This is a genomic window from Allobosea sp. OK403, assembly GCF_900113835.1.
GTDB lineage: Bacteria > Pseudomonadota > Alphaproteobacteria > Rhizobiales > Beijerinckiaceae > Allobosea.
The window spans coordinates 1,244,182-1,262,346 of record NZ_FOQV01000001.1; the positions used below are offsets into that span (position 1 = coordinate 1,244,182).

Here is an 18,165-nt window from a genome sequence, read left to right on the forward strand (position 1 = left end):
GAGCAAGGTGATCGCAGGCCGCCTTGTCCGCCCACGCGCAGAGCGGGCGGACAAGGCCTCTCAGCATGGGCGAACCGATGCTCATGCAGGCCGATCCGCTGCAAGAATGCTCGATTTGTGCGTGACTGCCCGGCCTTGCGTGGCTGCGCGTTGGGCGCCCTCACGCTGTGCCAGAAGGGCGAAACCTAACAACTTGACTGACAACTTTATATCTCGGTAGGCTCGATTGGCTTTGACTGAAGCGATGCCGGGTCATGCGGCGGCGCCGAACGCACCGGGAGAAACCATGAGCCAAGAGAGCCCCGCGGCCATCGTCATCAACAACCCCGTGATCCGCATGCACCCGGCGGACAACCTCGTCATAGCTCGCCTCGACCTTCCCCCCGGCGTGCCGATCGCGGACAGCGGCCTGGTCTCACTGCAAGCGGTTCATGCCGGCGACAAGATCGCCTCGCGAGCCATCGCTAAGGGCGAACCCATCCTCAAGTATGACACCACTATCGGGTTTGCCCTCACCGACATCGCGCCTGGTGATCCGATCGGCTCCAACCGCATCGAATACCGCGAGTTCGACCGCGACTACGCGTTCTGCGAGGCCTACCAGCCATCTGCGCTGTTGCCGGAATCCGAGCGCGCCACCTTCATGGGCTTCGTGCGCGAGAACGGCCGCGCGGCCACGCGCAATTACGTGGGGGTGATCGCCACCGTGAACTGCTCGGCCACCGTTATCCGCAAGATCGCGGAGTGGTTCACGCCCGAGCGACTGGCCGACTATCCCAACGTGGATGGCGTCGTGGCCTTCGTGCACAGCACCGGCTGCGGCATGGAGCAGACCGGCGAGCCGATCGAACTCCTGCGCCGCACGATCGGCGGCTACATCACGCACTCCAACATCGGCGCAGCGCTGGTGGTGGGCCTAGGCTGCGAGCGCAACCAGGCCACGCAACTGCTGGCCTCGCAGGGGCTGCAGGAGAGCGAGAGCCTGCGCGTGCTGACCATGCAGCAGGTCGGCGGCACGCGCGCGACCATCGACGCCGGAATCGAGGCCGTGCGGCAGATGCTGCCGATCTGCAACCGAGCCACCCGCCAGCGCATGCCGGCCAGCCACCTCAAGGTGGGCCTGCAGTGCGGTGGCTCGGACACCTTCTCGTCGATCACCGCCAACCCGGCGCTGGGCCGCGCGGTGGAAATCCTGACGCGCCACGGCGGCACCGCCATCCTGTCGGAGACGCCCGAGATATACGGCGTGGAGCACACGCTGACGCGCCGGGCCGCCACGCCGGACGTGGCGCAGAAGCTGGTCGATCGCGTGCGGTGGTGGAAGCGCTACTCCGAGGGCCGCGACGTCCAGATCAACGGCAAGGTCGCTCCGGGCAACTCGGATGGGGGCCTGGCCAACATCTTCGAGAAGTCGCTGGGCTCGGCCATGAAGGGCGGCACCGGACCGCTGATGGAGGTCTACAAATACGCCGAGCCGGTCACGGCCAGTGGCCTGGTGTTCATGGACACACCGGGCTACGATCCGGTTTCCGCCACCGGGCAGATCGCTGGCGGCGCCAACCTGATCTGCTTCACCACCGGCCGCGGCTCGATGTTCGGCGCCAAGCCGGCCCCGTCGATCAAGCTGGCCACCAACTCGCCGATGTACGAGCGCCTGTCCCAGGACATGGACATCAATTGCGGCGAGATCCTGGACGGCACGGCCGACATGGAGGCCATGGGCCAACGCATTTTCGAACGGATTCTGGCGATCGCTTCCGGCGAGGAGAGCAAGAGCGAAAGCCTGGGTCTGGGCGACAACGAGTTCGTGCCCTGGCAGATCGGCATTACCGGCTGACCGCCCGACTACCCATTCCCACGACGGAGGCAAGGCCATGATCAAGACGGCCATGATCAAGACCGCATCCAAATTGGGCTTTGCCATGGCGCTGTTCGTCAGCGCCTTCGCCGCCTCGGCGCAGAGCGACCGATCGATCGTTCGCCTGGTCGTGCCATTCAATCCCGCTGGCGGGTCCGACCTGTTCGCGCGCGTAATCGCACCCGGCCTGTCCGAGGCCCTCAAGCAGACCGTGATCGTGGAGAACCGCGCCGGCGCCGGCGGCGTGATCGGCGCAGACCATGTGGCCAAATCGGCACCGGACGGACGCACCTTCCTAGTGTCCGACTCTGCCGCCTACACCGTGAGCCCGTCGCTCTATCCCAGCTTGCCGTACGCGGCCAAGGACCTGACCCCGGTGGTGGACATTGCGCGCTTTGCCAACGTGCTGATCGTGCCGGCCAATTCACGCCTCAACTCGCTGGACGACGTGCTCAAGGCTGCGCGCAAGGATCCCGGCAAGCTGACCATCGCGTCGGCCGGCCCCGGCAGCAGCCCCCATCTTACGGCCGAGAAGTTCCAGGCCGACGCGAAGATCAAGCTTATCCACGTGCCCTACAAGGGCAGCGGGCCGGCCATCGTCGACACCATCAGCGGCCAGGTCGATATGGTGTTCAGCGGCCTGCCCAGCGTCTCCGAATATCTGAAGAGCGGCACGGTGAGGGCGCTGGCGATCGCCTCGCTCCAGCGCTCGCCGTTCGCGCCGGAGGTGCCGACCATGTCGGAGGCCGGCGTGCCGGGCTTCGAGTCGATCATCTCGCAGGGCCTGTTTGCACCCGCCGGGACACCGGACGATATCGTGGCCAAGGTCAATGCCGTGGTGAACCAGATCATGGGCGGCAAGGAGATGGCGGCTCGTGCACAACAGCTCAGGGTTGAGCCGCGGGCCTATACCTCTGCCGAGTACAAGGCCTGGCTGGAGGACCAGACAGTCGCTTGGGCAAAGCTGATCAAGGATGCGGGCATCAAGCTCCCGTAATGGCCGCAGGCAAAGCACGGACAAAGAGGGACTGGCGAAAGCATGATTGATGTGTACGCATGGGGGACCACGAACGGTCTCCGCGCGACGCTCGCGATGGCCGAGTGCGGGATCGCGCACCAGGTGATCCCGGTTGACCTGAGCCGCAAGGCGCACAAGACGCCGGAGTATCTGGCGATCAACCCTGCCGGCCAGATCCCGACCATCGTCGACCATGGCGCGCCGGGCGGGCCACGGGTGCTGGCACAATCGGCCGCCATCGTGCTGTACGCCTGCAACAAGGCCGGCCGCCACATTCCGACGGACGAGGCGACCCACTACACGGCGATGCAATGGTGCATGCAGGCCGCCACCGACATCGGCGGTGCCAGCGCCGGTCTGCAGCAGGTGGCGGTGGTCGCGCCCGAGAAGGTGCAGAGCACGGTCGACCTGTTCGAGCAGCGCTTCATTCGCTATTTCGGCTACGTGAACCAGCAGCTGCAGGGCCACGATTTCCTTGCCGGCGACTTCTCGTTCGCCGACATCATGTTGTACCCCAACTACGTGCTGCGCCGCGCGCTGATCGAGCGATTGGCCGATCTGCCCCACCTGCGCGCCTGGGCCGAGCGCATCGCGCAGCGGCCCGGCGTACAGGTCGGCATGCGGTTGCTGGAAGCGTGAGATGAACAGCGCAGAAGCACTTGTGCGCACGCTGGCAGCCTGCGGACGCGGGCAGCCCTTGCTGTTGCCGCCACGAGGCTGGCATCCATAACCAGCGACGCAGCCGATTGGGGCCTTCCGTACTCCAGGTCAAAGGCAGCATTGGTCGGTGATAGCCTCGACTGCGCTCAGGCCGGCAGGCCGAACTGCTGACGCGAGGCCTTGTCGAACATTCGCGCAGGCATCAACCGCCGCAGCAGGCTGATCTGCCGCGCGACCTTGCCGACGGGATAGCGTTGCCGCTGGTGTGTGGCCGTGGCCGCCAGAAGCACTGCCTGCGCCACTTTCGCGGGAGTATCAGCCGTCAGCATGGATTTCTTGTAGAAATCATGCACCCAGGCGCGCCCCTCGTCGTACGCCTTCATGGTGGAATCAGGCTCCAGCGAGCTTTGATCGAAACTGCCCTGGACGGCCCCCGGCTCGATCAGCGAGACGCGCACATTGAAGGCGCGGATTTCGTGGTCGAGCGACTCCGAATAGCCTTCGAGCGCGTGCTTGCTTGCCGCGTAATACGCCGAGTACGGCGCCGGCACGAATCCCAGCGCCGAACTCATGTTGATGATGCGTCCTGCTCCGCGACTCCGCATCGAAGGCAGCACGGCGTTGGTCATCCGGATGACACCGAACAGGTTGACATCGAACAGGCTCTGAACCTGAGCGACCGAGGATTCTTCGGCACCCCCAAATAGGCCCAGCCCGGCATTGTTGACGAGAACGTCGATACGCCCGGTGTTTGAGAGCACCGTCGATACCAGCGAAGCCACAGAGGCTTCATCCGTTACGTCACAAGCCAGCATCGAGACCAGGCCCGGGCCTTTACCGCTGGTCTTGCGGCTGGTGCCGAAGACCGTGAAGCCGGCTCGTGCCAAGGCTTCGGCGCTGGCTTGGCCGATACCGGATGAGGCTCCCGTTACGAGAGCGGTCTTTTGAGAATTCGAGTTCATCGCCGTCTCCGAAAGCGCTGGAGCTACCACCAGCGACCTGCTATTGAATTACGGTCACTTATATAAATTACGAACGTAATGCAATGACTGGTGCTGTGAGGAGCGAGCATGCGGTATGAAAAAGGCCGAAAGGACAGCTCCAAGCGTCGGATCGTGGAGATTGCGGCACAGAGGTTCCGCGCCGATGGCATTGCCGCCACGGGACTAGCGGGCATCATGAGCGGCGCTGGCCTGACAAACGGGGCTTTCTATCCGCACTTCAAGTCGAAGGTGGCGCTGGTCGAGGAAAGCGTCGCGACCGTGATGGAAGCCCAATCGTCATGGCTGAGGGATACTTTGGCGGCCGGTGGGGTCGAAGCCGTCATCACGGCGTATCTGTCACCCGAGCACCGCGACCATCCGGGACTGGGGTGCCCGTCTGCCGCGCTGCTGCCCGAACTGAGTCGCGAACCATCAGACACGCGCGAGCTTTACACGGGGCACTTCCTGGCCCTGGCACGGCAGTTGGCCGCCCAGCTCAGTCCGCACCTTGCGGATCGGGAAGGCAGTGCCATTGCCATTTTCACGACCCTGATCGGCACGATGCAGCTGGCTCGCGCCGTCGACAATGCTGAAGTCTCAGATCGCGTCCTCACCGTGGGTGCCAATGCCGCCCGCGCGCTTGCCGCGCTCGGTACGGCAGCGTGACTTGTGGATCGTTGCGGGCTCCCGACGCCATCGGCGTGGGGTCATTAGCCGTAAACCCTTGAATGCTCGGCGCTTGGATAGCTGCGTAGGGATCGATAGCTCCCGCCGATTTGCAGGTTCTCATCGATCGCCGGTTGCGAAGTGTGCCTTCGGTTATCTGGCGCCGGCAGACTGCGGGTTGATCCCAGCTTTGACCCACTCACGCGTCTGTTCCAGGACCTCATCCGAAAGCGCGGGATCGTCGATCGCCCGGGCGAGGATAACTGCCCCCACCATCGCCGCATAGCTTCCGATTGCCGCGCGGCGCCTGTCGGCCGCATCCAACTCCGGGAGCGCCATGCCGATACGGTCGATTTGCGATCGCAGGCCGTCCGTCATGGCCGAGCGTGCCGCCGGGGTCTGATGGCGGATGGCCGCGGCAAGGCCGGCCGTCGGGCAACCACCCGCGCAATTGTCGCGATGACGGGGCGCGAGATAGGCATCCACATAAGCGCGAAAATCGCCCCCTTCCCCCGCGTCGACGGCGAGAGCATGGACAAGAGTCTGCGCGATCAGATCGTCCTTCGAACTGAAATGGCCATAGAAGCCGCCATGGGTGAGCCCGGCGGCCTTCATCACCTCCGCCACGCTGACCGCCTCGAACCCCTTGTCGCGAAACAGCCGGCTGGCAACCTCCAAAATCCGGCGACGGTTCTCCGCCATCTGCTCTCGACTGACCTTCATTTCAAAATTCTCCGCCGGCTCCGTTGACATTTATATGATGGCCATCATATTTAACGCCAATCATGATGACTGTCATGAATATAGGTTCCCGAAGAGAAAAGAGCAATCCTATGACCACGATCCCCTCAGTCCTCGTCACCGGCGCCTCCACCGGCATCGGAGCCGCCTATGCCGAGCGCTTCGCGCGCCGCGGGCACGACCTTGTGCTGGTTGCCCGTGACATCGCTCGCATGGAGGCCCTGGCGGCCCGTCTGCGTCAGGAAAATGGCGTGGCGATCGACATCATCCAGGCCGACCTTACCAAGGCCGACGAGCTTGCAACGGTAGAGACGCGGCTGCGCGACGACGCCCGCATCGGGATTCTCGTCAACAATGCCGGGACGGCCATCGGCGGAAGCTTCATCGAACAGGGCACAGATGACGTGGCGCGGCTGGTTGCGCTCAACACGACCGCAGTTCTGCGGCTTGCCAGCGCCATCGCCCCGCGCCTTGCGAAGGCCGGCGAAGGAGCGATCGTCAACATCGGCTCCGTGGTCGGCCTGGCGCCGGAGTTCGGCATGACGGTCTATGGTGCGACCAAAGCCTTCGTGCTGTTCCTGTCGCAGGGGCTCAGCCTCGAGCTCGGGCCGAAGGGCGTCTACGTCCAGGCCGTGCTTCCCGCCACGACGCGTACGGAAATCTGGGACCATGTCGGCGCCGACGTCAACGCGCTCTCCAACGTGATGGAGGTGGGCGATCTCGTCGATGCGGCGCTGGTCGGCTTCGACCGCCGCGAAGCGGTGACCATCCCGCCGCTTCCCGATGCCGGGCAGTGGGACGCGTTTCAGGCCGCGCGCCAGGCCATGCTTCCGAACTATCGGAACGAATTGCCCGCGGAGCGGTACCGCACCTCTGCTTGAGCAGCGCCCACGCCATCGCGACAAACCACTCCGCCGCGGCGGAGACCAGCACAGGTGACCCATGACAATCAAAACACTGTTTGAGCCCTATATTCTTGGCTCGCTGATCCTCTCCAATCGTATCGTGATGGCGCCCCTGACGCGCAATCGCGCTGGCCCAGGCTTCGTTCCAGGCGATCTCACCGCCGAGTATTACGGCCAGCGTGCTTCAGCCGGCCTGCTGATTTCCGAGGCCACGCAGATTTCGCAGCAGGGGCAGGGTTACCAGGACACGCCCGGCATCTACACGCAGGCTCAGATCGACGGCTGGCGCAAAGTTACCACCGCCGTGCACACCAAGGGCGGGCGGATTTTCCTGCAGCTCTGGCATGTCGGCCGCGTCTCGCATGTCGATCTCCAGGCAAACGGGGCGGCTCCGGTTGCGCCGTCTGCGATCCGGGCCAAAACCAAGACGTTCGTCAACAATGGCTTCTTTGACGTTTCGGAACCCCGCGCGCTTGAGCTCGACGAGCTTCCGGGCATCGTGAACGACTTCCGGCAGGCAGCCGCGAACGCCATCGCGGCGGGCTTCGATGGCGTCGAGATTCATGGCGCCAATGGCTATCTGCTCGACCAGTTTGCCAAGGACAGCGCCAATGTCCGCACCGATGCTTATGGCGGATCGATCGAGAACCGCGCCCGCCTGATGCTGGAAGTTGCGACCGCTGTGGTCGAGGAAATCGGCGCCGAGCGCACCGGTATCCGCATTTCGCCGGTTTCACCGGCCAACGGCGTCGCGACTACGGACCCCCAGGCACAGTTCGACTATATCGTCGACAAACTGAACAGCCTCGGCATCGTCTACATCCATGTCGTCGAGGGTGCCACGGGCGGGCCGCGCGACGTCGCGCCGTTCGATTTCGGATCGCTCCGCCGGCGCTTCAAGAACACCTATATCGCCAATAACGGCTATGACCTCGACCTCGCGACATCGCGGCTAGCCGAGGACAAGGCCGACCTGTTCGCCTTCGGCCGCCCCTTCATCGCCAATCCCGACCTGGTGGAGCGGCTGGAAACCCGCGCGCCGCTGGCGCAGGTCAATCCTGCCACGATCTATGGCGGGGGCGCCGCGGGCTATACCGACTATCCCGCCATCGCGGCCGCAAGCCGCTCCTGACCCATCGGGGGCGCGCTGGAGCGTGCCCCCGACCTCGGCAAGCTACCTGGCCGGACTACGCAGAGAATCCTGGAGACCGCCGGAATGCGCATTTTGAAACAATCGGGCGTTCTCACGTTCACCCTGGCTGCTGCGCTCATGGCCTCTGCCGCTTGGGCGGAGAATACCTCGCCTATCGGCTTGTGGAAGAACGTCGACGACACCAGCGGCAAGCCGAGGGCCCTGATCCGCATCACGGAAGCGAATGGCGCACTCCAAGGCAAGATCGAGAAAGTCTTCCTCGCCCCGAACGAAAGCCCAACCTGTACGAAGTGCGAGGGCGCGTTGAAGAATGCGCCCGTCATCGGCCTGGTGATCCTATCCGGCCTGAAGAAGGACGGCGCCGAATTTACCGGCGGCCAAATCCTCGATCCGGATAATGGCAAGACCTATAGCAGCAAGATCTACCTGACCGATGGCGGCAAGACGCTAAACGTGCGCGGCTATATCGGTGTATCATTGCTCGGTCGTTCGCAGATTTGGCAGCGCCAGGAATAGGCAGCCGAGGTCGACGGGAAAACTGCTCGATCCAGAGAAAAACCCGTAGAAAGAAACATATCATGAGAGCCTTCATCGTCGATCGATACAAGAAGAAGAGCGCGCTACGACTTGGCGAGATGCCGGAACCGGCGTTGCGGGATGACGATGTCCTGGTCGAGATCCACGCGGCCGGGCTCAATCTTCTGGATTCGAAAGTTCGCGACGGCGAATTTAAGCTCATCCTGCCCTATCGCCCGCCCTTCGTCCTGGGACACGACCTGGCCGGAATCGTCGTTCGGATCGGGGCCAAGGTCCGGCATTTCAAGCCGGGGGACGAGGTCTATGCTCGACCGCGCGATGGCCGGGTCGGAACATTCGCGGAATTCATTGCCGTAAACGAAGCCGACCTGGCGCTGAAGCCCGAGAACCTCACCATGGAGGAAGCGGCTTCCATCCCTCTGGTGGGGCTGACGGCCTGGCAGGTGCTGGTCGAACGAGCCGGCCTGCGAAAAGGGCAGAAGGTCCTCATACACGCGGGCTCAGGCGGCGTGGGGACCTTCGCCATCCAACTGGCGAAGCATCTCGGCGCGACGGTTGCGACAACGACGAGCACGGCGAATGCCGAGCTGGTCAGAAGCCTCGGCGCCGATGTCGTCATCGATTACAAAAACGAAGACTTCGAGAAGGTCCTCTCCGACTACGACGTGGTGTTGAACAGCCTGGACGGCGCCACACTTCAAAAATCCCTGAAGGTGCTGAAGCCCGGCGGCAAGCTGATCTCGATCTCCGGCCCGCCGGATCCCGCTTTCGCCAGGGAACAGGGACTGAACTGGTTCCTGCAGCAGCTCTTGCGTCTTCTGAGCTTCGGCATCCGCAGGAAGGCCAAAGGCCGGGGGGTCAGCTATTCTTTCCTGTTCATGCGTGCGAACGGCGAGCAGTTGCGCCAGATCACAGCGCTGATCGAAGCCGGGATCATTCGTCCCGTCGTGGATCGGATCTTCCCCTTCGAAGCGACCAATGAAGCCCTCGCCTACATCGAAACCGGACGGTCAAAGGGCAAGGTCGTCGTCAAGCTGAGGTAGTTGCCTTGCCTGGAAGCACGGGGCGCGGGGCCAGGAATAGGAGCGCTTTCGCGAGCTAAGGATATTTCGTCTGGCTTTTCCGGGGGAAGCCGGGCAGATGGTTCCTGGAGGAAGCGTCCTGGATATCCGGAGCCGTGACAGAAAAGGCCCATAGCGGTTCGGTCGCCGCGCTTGGCGCGATCGTTGCCGGAGCGCTGATCCTGCAGATTGCCGGCACGATCGTGAACACGGTCGTGCCTTTGCGGATGGCGGTCGCGGGCCAGCCTCCGCTCCTGATCGGCCTGGTCGGCTCGGCCTATTCGATCGGCTTTCTCGTCGGCTGCTTCGCGATTCCCTCGCTGGTGCGCCGCATTGGCCATATTCGCGGCTTTGCCGTCTTCGCCGCGCTTCAGGCCGCCTCGACCTTGAGCTTTCCAATGATTCCCGAGGCCTTGTGGGGCGTGGCGCGGCTCGTCATGGGCCTGTCGGCCGCCGGCCATGCCATCTGCATCGAGAGCTGGATCAGCGGCCAGGCCAAGGGCAGCAATCGCGGCCGCATCTTCGGTATCTACCAGATCCTCAACCGCCTTGCTTTGATCGGCTCCCAGATCGGCGTCGGCTATGTCGCGATCCAGGCGCATGACGTCTTTCTCTACGCCAGCATGGCGTTCTCGTTCGCGCTGATTCCCGTGGCGCTCACCCGGGCGCGCGGCCCTGAATCGAGCGAGGTCGTCTCGGTCAGGTTGCGGACCTTGTGGCGGCATGCGCCGGCCGCCGTCATCGGCTGCCTTTATGTCGGCTTGGTCGGCGGTCCTTTGACCAATGTCGCGCCTGCCTACGGCATCCTGATCGGCCTCGACCAGAGAGCGACGATCCTGCTGACCGCCGCGATCCAGATCGGCGCGCTCATGCTGCAATGGCCGCTGAGCCTGCTCGCGGACCGCATTGCCAGCCGCGTCATCATGCTGACCGCCGCGAGCGCAGTCGCATTGGCTGCGACCCTGCTCGGGGTGCTGCTGCAATTGGGTACGGCGCATGACCGGATATGGCTGTTCAGCCTGTTCACCCTGATCGGCGGCTGCGGCATCCCGCTCTACACGGTCGCCGTTGCGCACGCCTATTTTCGCCTGGGGCAGGAGCAGGCCGTCGGCCTTTCGGCCCGGCTGCTCTTTCTTTGGGGCGTCGGTTCGGCCATCGGGCCGCTCGCGGCGACGCTGTTCATGCAACTTCTCGGCCCGCAGGGTTTGCTGGCCTATCTCGTCGTGCTGTCGATCGCGACGGCCGCCTATCTCGCCCTGCGCATCTCGCGCAACCCTTCGCCGGTCATCCCCGAAAGCGAGCGCGGCCTCACGCCGCCGACCATGCCCGACATCGAATTGGGCAAACGCTAGCAGCGTCTCGCATTAACGTTGGAACAACCCGGTCGCGGCCTTGCTGGAGCGCCTGAACAAGGGCTCGCGCATCGCGGCAGTCGGCAGCCGCTACATCATCGAGGCCCGGCTCGCAGCCGGATACGGCACGAACTGAACAGGGCATTTCCGCATTTCTCCGAATCGCGGAAATGCCCTGCCCTTTTGTTTTATCGCATTTTCTTCACGCGAACCGGTGCCCACTTCGCTCGAAAATGCTCTAGGCCCGGCGGGAGAGACGCAGGAACGCTACCTCTCCCACCGGCCCGTGATCCTCATTCAGCGTAGGATTGCGTCGCCCAGGCCGCCCGCAGCCTCGGCCCAACATGGACGCCGAACGGCCCGAACCATTTGTCGAACAGGGCCTCGGCCTCACCAGATTTGAACATCTTCGCCATGGCGTGATTGACGATCCACAGGATCGTCGGATTGAGCTTGGGCACCATGAAGCCTTGCGGCGCATAGCCGTATTCCTCGCCGACGATGGTCAAGGCATCGGGATTCTTCGACTGCTTGATCAGGCTGTAGAACGCCCCGTTGTCGCTGAAATAGGCGTCCGCGCGCCGGGTCTCGACCGAGATCAGCGCAGCCGCATGATCGTCGACGTTCTGGATGCGGATATTGAGCTTCTTGTCGGAGATGAGCTTCTTGAGGTCAGGTTCGCTGCTGCCGCCGGTGGCGACGGCCACGATCTTGCCGTTCAGATCCTCGTATTTGGTGATGCCCGAGGCCTTGAGAACCAGAAGCTGGCTCGTCGAGACATAGGAGACGGAGGAGAAATCGACCTGCTTGTTGCGGCCGAAGGTGTTGACCGTACCGCCGCATTCGAGATCGACCGTGCCGTTGGCGACCAGCGCCTGACGGTTCTGGATGTTGACCGGCACATATTTGACCTGGATCTCCGGCAGCTTCAGCTCGGCCTTGATCTCCTCGATGATGCGCTGGCAGAACTCGACCGCGTAGCCGGCCGGCTTCTTGTCATTGTCGAGATAGCCGTAAGGGTAGAGCGTCTCGCGGATGCCCATGGTGATCGTCTTGGTGTCGCGCAGCTTCTTGACGATCGCATCGACCTCCTGCGCCTGGGCGGAGGCCGCCATGCCGAGCGCCAAAAGCGCGCCCGTGATGGTGACAAGGTTCAGTCGCATGGTTTTCTCGCGCATGGTTTTCTCCCGTTTGCCGTGATCGTTCAGTTCGTCGCCCCGCCCCCCGGCGGGGAGCCGTCAAAATCCAAGGCGCGCCCGTTCTTGCAGCTCCTCGCGCGTCATCTGCGCGAAGTCGAGAGACGGCAGCAGGTCGTTGTCATCAGCAAAATCACGGCCATAGGCGCCCGAAAGCATGGTCAACCCAGCCTCGTGCAGCACCGCCGGACGACCTACGAGCCGGCCGAGCAGAACCGTCGGCAACAGGCCGAAGGGCGCGTCCTCCAGCACATAGCGGCTCTCCAGCGTCGTCGGGCCGAAGCCGCCGCGCCCCTGGCCATGAAGATTGGCGTTCATCTCCGCGATGCTGGCGAGCGGCAATTGATAGGAGAAGGCATAGTGCTCCTTGATCGTTCGCACCGAAAGTCCGAAGGCTTCGGCGATCGCCAGCCGCTCGGCGTCGAGCGCCTCCATCACGCGGCCGACAGCCGGGGTGACGTTCTCGGCCTGGCCCCAGCGCTCGCCGCGCTCCATCCGCGTCAGGTTGAACAGCGCGATCGCAAGATGGTTCTGTGGATTGAGGTTGCTGAGCGCGATCGCCAAAAGCCCGTCGCGCTTGACGAAACGCTCGCCGAACAGGGCCGTGCAGAGCGCATGGCCCTCATCGAGCCCCGCTTCCGGCACGGTTGCGATATCAATCTTGGAGCGCAGCGAGTTGACACCGACCTCGGTTGGGCTGGTCTTGCGGCCGGTCGTCAGCGTCGTGCCCCAGGCGATGATCGGCGCGCGCACGCCGCGAGCGGCGAGCAGCTTCGAGAGATAGAGCGCGCCGAAAGAGGCGTGCGAGCTGATGATGACCGGTTGCCCTTCGCGCAGATGCGCGGCCGTGGCTTCCAGCGCCATTTTATGGGCATTGCCCGGCATCACCAGCATCACCACGTCGGACTCGGTCACCGCCTCCTTGGCGCTGGATGCGATCCGGGGCTGAAAGCTTGTCTCGATCGCGGTCGTCGCACGCAGCGGAGCGCCCGCAGCCAGTTCGCGGGTGCTCTGGCCTGACGGCGACCACAGCATCGGGTCATGACCGCCGACGAAGAGCTGGGCGGCGGCGCCATAGGCCGCGCCGCCAGCGCCAAGAATGCTTACGCGCATGGGAAAGATGCCTTTGCTCGATCCTGAGGGGAAGAACGGTCGCAACGAAGCTGCGCGACCGTGAATAGCTTGGCGGTGGTGAATGCCTTGGCCGGTGCGGGCATCTCCGCGAGCAGAGATGATCCGTTATAGCGGAAATGAGTCAAGCTGGCCTGCCCTGCCCGGCTTTGCCGTAGAGCAGCACCATCAAGCCGCGGGCCGGCCGCTGCGAGGCATTGCTGATGGAATGGGGAACGTCGACGGGATAGCGCGCCGTCTCACCCGCCTTGACCGGATAGGTCGATGCGCCGCTCGTGATCAGGAACTGTCCCGACAGCGCCGTGAAGTGCTCGCAGGCGCCCGCCGCATGTGGCGCACTGTCGAGCCTGCCGCCGCCGGCGATCTCGACATCGTACCATTCGGTCGTACCCGCCAGGCTCGGGGGGCTGAGGATGCGCAGCCGGCAGGAGCCGTCGCTGCTGCGGATCTCCGGCGTGTGCTCGGACGGGACGATCTCGATCGTCGTATCGCTCGGCACCGCCTGCCCGCCTTGCAGCAGCGCCGCGAAATCGATCTTCAGCCCCTGCGTCAAGCCCCACAGCACGGCGAAGGTCGGGTTGGCCTGCCCGCGCTCGATCTGCGACAGCATCGACTTCGACACGCCCGAAAGGCCCGAAAGCTGCTGCAACGTCAGCCCGCGCGCCTTGCGCTGGCGCTGGATGATCGGGCCGATCTGCGGGGCGCTGAGCTCGGTCATCACATCGATTCTAGTGGGTCAGGACCTTGGTCAGGAACTGCTTGGCGCGCTCCGTCGCAGGGTCGGTGAAGAACTGCGCCTTGGGCGTATCCTCGAGGATCTCGCCGCCATCCATGAACAGCACGCGGTCGGCGACGCGCTGGGCGAAGCCCATTTCATGCGTCACCACCATCATGGTCATGCCTTCCAGCGCCAGCGCCTGCATCACCTCCAGCACCTCGTTGATCATCTCAGGGTCGAGCGCCGAGGTCGGCTCGTCGAACAGCATCGCCTTGGGGTCCATCGCCAGGGCGCGCGCGATCGAGACGCGCTGCTGCTGGCCGCCCGAGAGCTGGCTCGGGCGGCTCGCCAGCTTGCCGCCGAGCCCGACCCGGGCCAGGAGCTTCTCGGAGCGGGCATCGGCTTCGGCACGCGAGCGCTTCAGCACATGGATCTGCGCCAGGCTGACATTCTCGAGCGCGGTCATATGCGGGTAGAGCTCGAAGTTCTGGAAGACCATGCCGATGCGCGCGCGCAGCATCGGCAGGTCGGTCTTCTTGTCCGAGACCGAGACACCATCGACCGTGATCGAGCCCTGCTCGAACGGCACGAGACCGTTGACGCATTTGATCAGCGTGCTCTTGCCTGAACCCGACGGGCCGCAGACCACCACGACCTCGCCGAGCTTCACCGAAGCCGAGCAGCCGCGCAGGATTTTCAGCTTGCCATAGGATTTGTGCACGTCCTCGAGAACGATCATCCCGCGCGGCCTTTCCGGTATAATTCCAGCGCCTTGGTCGATGACAGGCAGATGATCAGATAGACCACGGCGACGAGCGTATACATTTCCGTCGGCCGCCCATCGCGTGCGGCCACGATGCTCGCCGTCGTCAGGAAGTCGTGCAGCGCCACGACATAGACGAGCGAGGTGTCCTGGAAGACGATGATGATCTGGTTCAGCACCAGCGGCGTCATCGCCTTCAGCGCCTGCGGCATGACGATATGGCGCATCACCTGCGAGCGCCGCAGGCCCGTCGCCAGCCCGGCCTCGGTCTGGCCCTGGCGGACATTGTTGATGCCGGCGCGAATAATCTCGCAGTAGAACGCCGCCTCGAACATGACGAAGGCGATCAGCGCCGAAGCGAGCGAGCCAATCGGCCGGCCGATCGCCAGCGGCACCAGGAAATAGAACCAGAACAGCACCAGGACGAGCGGCAGCGAGCGCATCACCGTGACGTAAGCCGCGGCCGGCGACGCGATCAGCCGGTTCGACGACAATCGCATCAAGGCAAGGCCAAAGCCGATGACCAATCCGCCGATGGTCGCGACCGCGACCAGCAAGGCGCTGAGCGCCATGCCTTCGGCCAGGAAGCTCCAGGATCTGACGATGACGCCCCAGTCGAAATCGCTCATGAGCCGGCCCTGCGCAGGGCTGCACCGCCGACCCTGTCGTCGATCAGGCGCATCAGGCCCGTGACGCAGAGCCCGATGACGAGGTAGCCGATAGTGGCGACGGTGAAGGCCTCCAGGCCCTGGAAGGTATAGTTCTCGATATGGCGGCTCTGCGCCGTCAGTTCGAGCACGCCGATCGTCAGGCTCAGCGACGAGAGCTTGACCGTGACCAGGAACTCCGAGGTCAGCGGCCCGACGATGGCGCGTAGGCCCAGCGGCACCACGACCAGCCGGAACGCCTGCATCGGACGCAAGCCCGTCGCCAGCGCCGCCGGCATCAGATGATTGCCGACGGCCTCGATGCCGGCACGCACCTGCTCGGCGACACGCGAGCCCGCAAACAGCCCGATCGCGACCACTGCAGTGACGAATTCAGGATAGGGCAAATCCCGCTTGATCCAGAGGCCGATGGTCTCCGGCACGATCTCGGGCAGGACGAAGTACCACAGGAAGAGCTGGACCAGCGGCGGGATGTTGCGGAAAACGTCGATATAGACGCCGGCGATCACCCGAAGAATGCCGCTCGGCAGGCTGCGGACCACGCCGACGCCGAGGCCGACCGAGAGCGCAACGGCCCAGCTGACGAGGCTGATCGCAACGGTCCATTGCAAGCCGCTCCAGAGCCACTCCGTATAGGGCTCCTGCAGCAGGATGGACCAGTTCCAGCGGTAGTTCATGCCATCGCAACGGCGTGGCGCGGAGCCCTGGTGCAGGATGCGAAAAAGTGGGTACCGGTTTTTCGCATTGATCCGGCCCTCACTCTGAGATGAAAGCCGGGCCGGTCTCGGATATCCATCTAGGCCCCCGCAAATTCCGCTATAGTGGAATAGTTCGATTACGGGGACTGTTTGTCAACTGGCTTTGCTGTTTCGGTCGCACCTGCCGTTGCGGCCGCGCAGACAAGCGCCAATCCTGACGGAACAGCGGGCTTATCACGCCCGCTGTTCCGTCATCTTCGGCAGGAACCAGGCCAGCAGGCCGATCGCCGGCAGGAACGCACAGATCCGGTAGACGGTCTCGATGCCGACCCAGTCGGCAAGTTCGCCCAGCATCGCGGCAGCGACCCCGCCGAGGCCGAAGGACAGCCCGTAGAACAGGCCACCGATCAATCCGACGCGGCCGGGCAGAAGCTCCATCGCGTAGATCAGGATCGCCGCGAAAGCGCTCGACATGATCAGGTTGATTACCACCGTCAGCGCGCCGGTCCAGAACAGGTTGGCGAAAGGCAGCATCAGCGTGAAGGGCAGCGCCCCCAGGATCGAGAACCAGATGATCTTGTTGCGGCCGATCTTGTCGCCCAGGATGCCGCCGCCGACCGCCCCGGCCGCCGAAGACACCAGGAAGAGGAACAGCATCACCTGGGAGGTCTGCACGGAAACGCCGAACTTCCCGATCAGATAGAAGGTGTAGAAAGAGCTGAAGCTCTGCGAATAGGCGTTCTTGGAAAACAGCAGGATGACCAGGATCGCGATCGGCAGGACGACGCTCGCGACGCGGCGGGTCGGCGACCCGGCCACAGAGGCCAGCTTGACCGCGACCGGAGCGGCCGCCTGCTGGCTCCGCAGTTGAGCATGGCGCCCGGCGGTCCAGGTCATCAGGATCATCGCGAGGAGCGCCGCGGCCGAGAACCAGGCGAGGCTGGTCTGGCCGCGCGGCACGATCACGAACGCCGCCAGCAGCGGCCCGAGCGCGCCACCCGTCTGCCCGCCGAGCTGGAAGATGCCCTGCGCCAACCCATGCTGCCCGCCGGAGGCGCTGCGCGCCATCCGCGTCGCCTCGGGATGGAAGATCGAGGAGCCAATGCCGACGCAGGCCGCCGCCAGCAAGAGCAGCGGATAGCTGCCGGCATAGGCAAGCCCGATCAGCCCAGCGAGCGTGAAGCCCATGCCGACGACCATCGAATAGGGCATCGGGTGCTTGTCGGTATAGGATCCGACGAGCGGCTGCAGCAGCGACGCCGCGATCTGGAAGGTCAGGGTGATCATCCCGATCTGCCCGAAATCCAGGGCATAAGCGCTCTTGATGATCGGGTAGATCGCCGGGATCAGCGACTGCATCATGTCGTTGAGCAGATGGGTCGTGCTGAGCGCGATCAGCACGGGCATGGCGGTGCGCTGTGAGACGCTGACCGGACTATTGAGGTTCATCGCCGTGTTCTCATGTCGTTGCCGGGGCGTTTTGTCGCAACGGCCCGGACGTGTTCGTCATGGTGGATGTCACGACATGAAACAAGCCGGCAAAATCACGACACCGACCTGCGCGGAGCGCGCGGCGCCAAGCGGGTCATGGGAGGCTCCCGCAGGGGGAGTGGAATGCCTAACGGCGGTCGATCCAGGGTCACGCCCGGCGCGGCGACATGCGCTTCACTGCGATTCGGCGCGCCGCCGCCAGAGCCGACCGCGCCCAGGTGAGGAGCTCATCCGGCTCATCCAGCAGCCGCTCAGGCACGCGCCAGAAGGAGAGGTCGATGACCTGCCCCTTCTTCTCATAGCTCAGCGGCGGAGAGGCTTCGGCTTCCTTGAACCCCGCCCGGTTGTGATCGTCGACCCGGAAATAGAGCCTGTCCTCCGCCACCACCGCGAACATCACCTGGTCGCAGAACACACCGGTCTTGCCAAACATGCGCCGCAGCGTGACACGGCCGAGCGGCGCAAGCTGCTCTCGCAGGAATTCGGCAAAGCCTTGGCTGGCGACCATCGTCAGTCCTCAACTCTCGACCCGGCGGTTTCCATTCAAGGCGCTCCGTCATTGCGAG

Annotated in this window: 19 protein-coding genes; 9 read left to right on the forward strand and 10 right to left on the reverse strand. The window is 64.2% G+C overall.

Annotation, left to right across the window (positions count from 1 at the left end; translation table 11 throughout):
• The first annotated feature begins 286 nt into the window (after nt 1-286).
• From BMZ97_RS05465 to BMZ97_RS05475, 3 genes are read left to right on the forward strand one after another with little or no spacing between them, the layout of a single operon-like run.
• Complete coding sequence (locus BMZ97_RS05465; RefSeq protein ID WP_092166236.1) at nt 287-1,837, forward strand: UxaA family hydrolase; 1,551 nt, start codon at nt 287-289, stop codon at nt 1,835-1,837.
• 37 nt (nt 1,838-1,874) lie between these two features.
• On the forward strand, nt 1,875-2,855 hold the full coding sequence (locus BMZ97_RS05470; RefSeq protein ID WP_092166237.1) for a Bug family tripartite tricarboxylate transporter substrate binding protein: 981 nt from the start codon (nt 1,875-1,877) through the stop codon (nt 2,853-2,855).
• 42 nt (nt 2,856-2,897) lie between these two features.
• On the forward strand, nt 2,898-3,515 hold the full coding sequence (locus BMZ97_RS05475; RefSeq protein WP_092166238.1) for a glutathione S-transferase family protein: 618 nt from the start codon (nt 2,898-2,900) through the stop codon (nt 3,513-3,515).
• Nucleotides 3,516-3,682: 167 nt separating this feature from the next.
• Here BMZ97_RS05475 and BMZ97_RS05480 read toward each other — a convergent pair whose 3' ends face one another.
• Nucleotides 3,683-4,498 carry an oxidoreductase gene (locus BMZ97_RS05480; RefSeq protein WP_092166239.1) on the reverse strand — a complete coding sequence of 272 codons (816 nt, stop codon included), beginning with the start codon at nt 4,496-4,498 and terminating at the stop codon, nt 3,683-3,685.
• Between the two features lie 108 nt (nt 4,499-4,606).
• Here BMZ97_RS05480 and BMZ97_RS05485 point away from each other — a divergent pair, with 108 nt between their 5' ends.
• Nucleotides 4,607-5,185: a TetR/AcrR family transcriptional regulator gene (locus BMZ97_RS05485; protein WP_092166240.1), complete on the forward strand. Its 579-nt coding sequence runs from the start codon at nt 4,607-4,609 to the stop codon at nt 5,183-5,185.
• Between the two features lie 153 nt (nt 5,186-5,338).
• On the opposite strand, the gene BMZ97_RS05490 is transcribed toward BMZ97_RS05485, so the two are convergent.
• On the reverse strand, nt 5,339-5,908 hold the full coding sequence (locus tag BMZ97_RS05490; protein ID WP_092166249.1) for a TetR/AcrR family transcriptional regulator: 570 nt from the start codon (nt 5,906-5,908) through the stop codon (nt 5,339-5,341).
• A 110-nt stretch (nt 5,909-6,018) separates the two neighbouring features.
• On the opposite strand from BMZ97_RS05490, the gene BMZ97_RS05495 reads away from it, so the two are divergent.
• From BMZ97_RS05495 to BMZ97_RS05515, 5 genes are all read left to right on the forward strand, one after another.
• Nucleotides 6,019-6,807: an SDR family NAD(P)-dependent oxidoreductase gene (locus BMZ97_RS05495; protein ID WP_092166250.1), complete on the forward strand. Its 789-nt coding sequence runs from the start codon at nt 6,019-6,021 to the stop codon at nt 6,805-6,807.
• A gap of 61 nt (nt 6,808-6,868) precedes the next feature.
• Entirely contained in the window at nt 6,869-7,963 is a 1,095-nt protein-coding gene (locus tag BMZ97_RS05500; protein WP_092166259.1) for an alkene reductase, read from the forward strand.
• Nucleotides 7,964-8,047: 84 nt separating this feature from the next.
• Entirely contained in the window at nt 8,048-8,500 is a 453-nt protein-coding gene (locus BMZ97_RS05505; RefSeq protein WP_092166261.1) for a DUF2147 domain-containing protein, read from the forward strand.
• A gap of 62 nt (nt 8,501-8,562) precedes the next feature.
• Entirely contained in the window at nt 8,563-9,564 is a 1,002-nt protein-coding gene (locus tag BMZ97_RS05510; RefSeq protein WP_092166263.1) for an NADP-dependent oxidoreductase, read from the forward strand.
• 134 nt (nt 9,565-9,698) lie between these two features.
• Nucleotides 9,699-10,934, forward strand: a complete 1,236-nt coding sequence (locus BMZ97_RS05515; protein WP_175525440.1) for an MFS transporter — start codon at nt 9,699-9,701, stop codon at nt 10,932-10,934.
• Nucleotides 10,935-11,227: 293 nt separating this feature from the next.
• On the opposite strand, the gene BMZ97_RS05520 is transcribed toward BMZ97_RS05515, so the two are convergent.
• The 8 genes from BMZ97_RS05520 to BMZ97_RS05555 all read right to left on the reverse strand — a co-directional run bounded on the left by BMZ97_RS05520 (nt 11,228) and on the right by BMZ97_RS05555 (nt 18,107).
• Nucleotides 11,228-12,112 carry an amino acid ABC transporter substrate-binding protein gene (locus tag BMZ97_RS05520; protein ID WP_092166267.1) on the reverse strand — a complete coding sequence of 295 codons (885 nt, stop codon included), beginning with the start codon at nt 12,110-12,112 and terminating at the stop codon, nt 11,228-11,230.
• A gap of 60 nt (nt 12,113-12,172) precedes the next feature.
• A complete protein-coding gene (locus BMZ97_RS05525) occupies nt 12,173-13,243 on the reverse strand; it encodes an NAD/NADP octopine/nopaline dehydrogenase family protein (RefSeq protein ID WP_092166269.1) in 1,071 nt (356 codons plus the stop codon).
• A gap of 142 nt (nt 13,244-13,385) precedes the next feature.
• The gene (locus BMZ97_RS05530; RefSeq protein WP_092166271.1) at nt 13,386-13,979 is read right to left on the reverse strand and encodes a helix-turn-helix domain-containing protein; all 594 of its coding nucleotides are present in this window, start codon (nt 13,977-13,979) and stop codon (nt 13,386-13,388) included.
• 10 nt (nt 13,980-13,989) lie between these two features.
• On the reverse strand, nt 13,990-14,718 hold the full coding sequence (locus BMZ97_RS05535) for an amino acid ABC transporter ATP-binding protein (RefSeq protein ID WP_092166273.1): 729 nt from the start codon (nt 14,716-14,718) through the stop codon (nt 13,990-13,992).
• On the reverse strand, nt 14,715-15,371 hold the full coding sequence (locus tag BMZ97_RS05540; RefSeq protein WP_092166275.1) for an amino acid ABC transporter permease: 657 nt from the start codon (nt 15,369-15,371) through the stop codon (nt 14,715-14,717). Before BMZ97_RS05540 ends, BMZ97_RS05535 begins: the two co-directional genes overlap by 4 nt.
• Complete coding sequence (locus BMZ97_RS05545) at nt 15,368-16,087, reverse strand: amino acid ABC transporter permease (RefSeq protein WP_092166277.1); 720 nt, start codon at nt 16,085-16,087, stop codon at nt 15,368-15,370. Before BMZ97_RS05545 ends, BMZ97_RS05540 begins: the two co-directional genes overlap by 4 nt.
• Nucleotides 16,088-16,342: 255 nt before the next feature.
• Nucleotides 16,343-17,557: an MFS transporter gene (locus BMZ97_RS05550; RefSeq protein ID WP_092166279.1), complete on the reverse strand. Its 1,215-nt coding sequence runs from the start codon at nt 17,555-17,557 to the stop codon at nt 16,343-16,345.
• A 190-nt stretch (nt 17,558-17,747) separates the two neighbouring features.
• A complete protein-coding gene (locus tag BMZ97_RS05555; protein ID WP_092166281.1) occupies nt 17,748-18,107 on the reverse strand; it encodes a TfoX/Sxy family protein in 360 nt (119 codons plus the stop codon).
• Between the last annotated feature and the right edge of the window lie 58 nt (nt 18,108-18,165).

Coding starts and splice junctions, on each gene's coding strand:
- BMZ97_RS05475 (WP_092166238.1), top strand. CDS start 2,898: ATGATTGATGTGTACGCATGGGGGACCACGAACGGTCTCCGCGCGACG.
- BMZ97_RS05555 (WP_092166281.1), bottom strand. CDS start 18,107: ATGGTCGCCAGCCAAGGCTTTGCCGAATTCCTGCGAGAGCAGCTTGCG.
- BMZ97_RS05530 (WP_092166271.1), bottom strand. CDS start 13,979: ATGACCGAGCTCAGCGCCCCGCAGATCGGCCCGATCATCCAGCGCCAG.
- BMZ97_RS05540 (WP_092166275.1), bottom strand. CDS start 15,371: ATGAGCGATTTCGACTGGGGCGTCATCGTCAGATCCTGGAGCTTCCTG.
- BMZ97_RS05520 (WP_092166267.1), bottom strand. CDS start 12,112: ATGCGCGAGAAAACCATGCGACTGAACCTTGTCACCATCACGGGCGCG.
- BMZ97_RS05470 (WP_092166237.1), top strand. CDS start 1,875: ATGATCAAGACGGCCATGATCAAGACCGCATCCAAATTGGGCTTTGCC.
- BMZ97_RS05545 (WP_092166277.1), bottom strand. CDS start 16,087: ATGAACTACCGCTGGAACTGGTCCATCCTGCTGCAGGAGCCCTATACG.
- BMZ97_RS05490 (WP_092166249.1), bottom strand. CDS start 5,908: ATGAAGGTCAGTCGAGAGCAGATGGCGGAGAACCGTCGCCGGATTTTG.
- BMZ97_RS05465 (WP_092166236.1), top strand. CDS start 287: ATGAGCCAAGAGAGCCCCGCGGCCATCGTCATCAACAACCCCGTGATC.
- BMZ97_RS05505 (WP_092166261.1), top strand. CDS start 8,048: ATGCGCATTTTGAAACAATCGGGCGTTCTCACGTTCACCCTGGCTGCT.
- BMZ97_RS05510 (WP_092166263.1), top strand. CDS start 8,563: ATGAGAGCCTTCATCGTCGATCGATACAAGAAGAAGAGCGCGCTACGA.
- BMZ97_RS05480 (WP_092166239.1), bottom strand. CDS start 4,498: ATGAACTCGAATTCTCAAAAGACCGCTCTCGTAACGGGAGCCTCATCC.
- BMZ97_RS05500 (WP_092166259.1), top strand. CDS start 6,869: ATGACAATCAAAACACTGTTTGAGCCCTATATTCTTGGCTCGCTGATC.
- BMZ97_RS05495 (WP_092166250.1), top strand. CDS start 6,019: ATGACCACGATCCCCTCAGTCCTCGTCACCGGCGCCTCCACCGGCATC.
- BMZ97_RS05525 (WP_092166269.1), bottom strand. CDS start 13,243: ATGCGCGTAAGCATTCTTGGCGCTGGCGGCGCGGCCTATGGCGCCGCC.
- BMZ97_RS05550 (WP_092166279.1), bottom strand. CDS start 17,557: ATGAACCTCAATAGTCCGGTCAGCGTCTCACAGCGCACCGCCATGCCC.
- BMZ97_RS05535 (WP_092166273.1), bottom strand. CDS start 14,718: ATGATCGTTCTCGAGGACGTGCACAAATCCTATGGCAAGCTGAAAATC.
- BMZ97_RS05485 (WP_092166240.1), top strand. CDS start 4,607: ATGCGGTATGAAAAAGGCCGAAAGGACAGCTCCAAGCGTCGGATCGTG.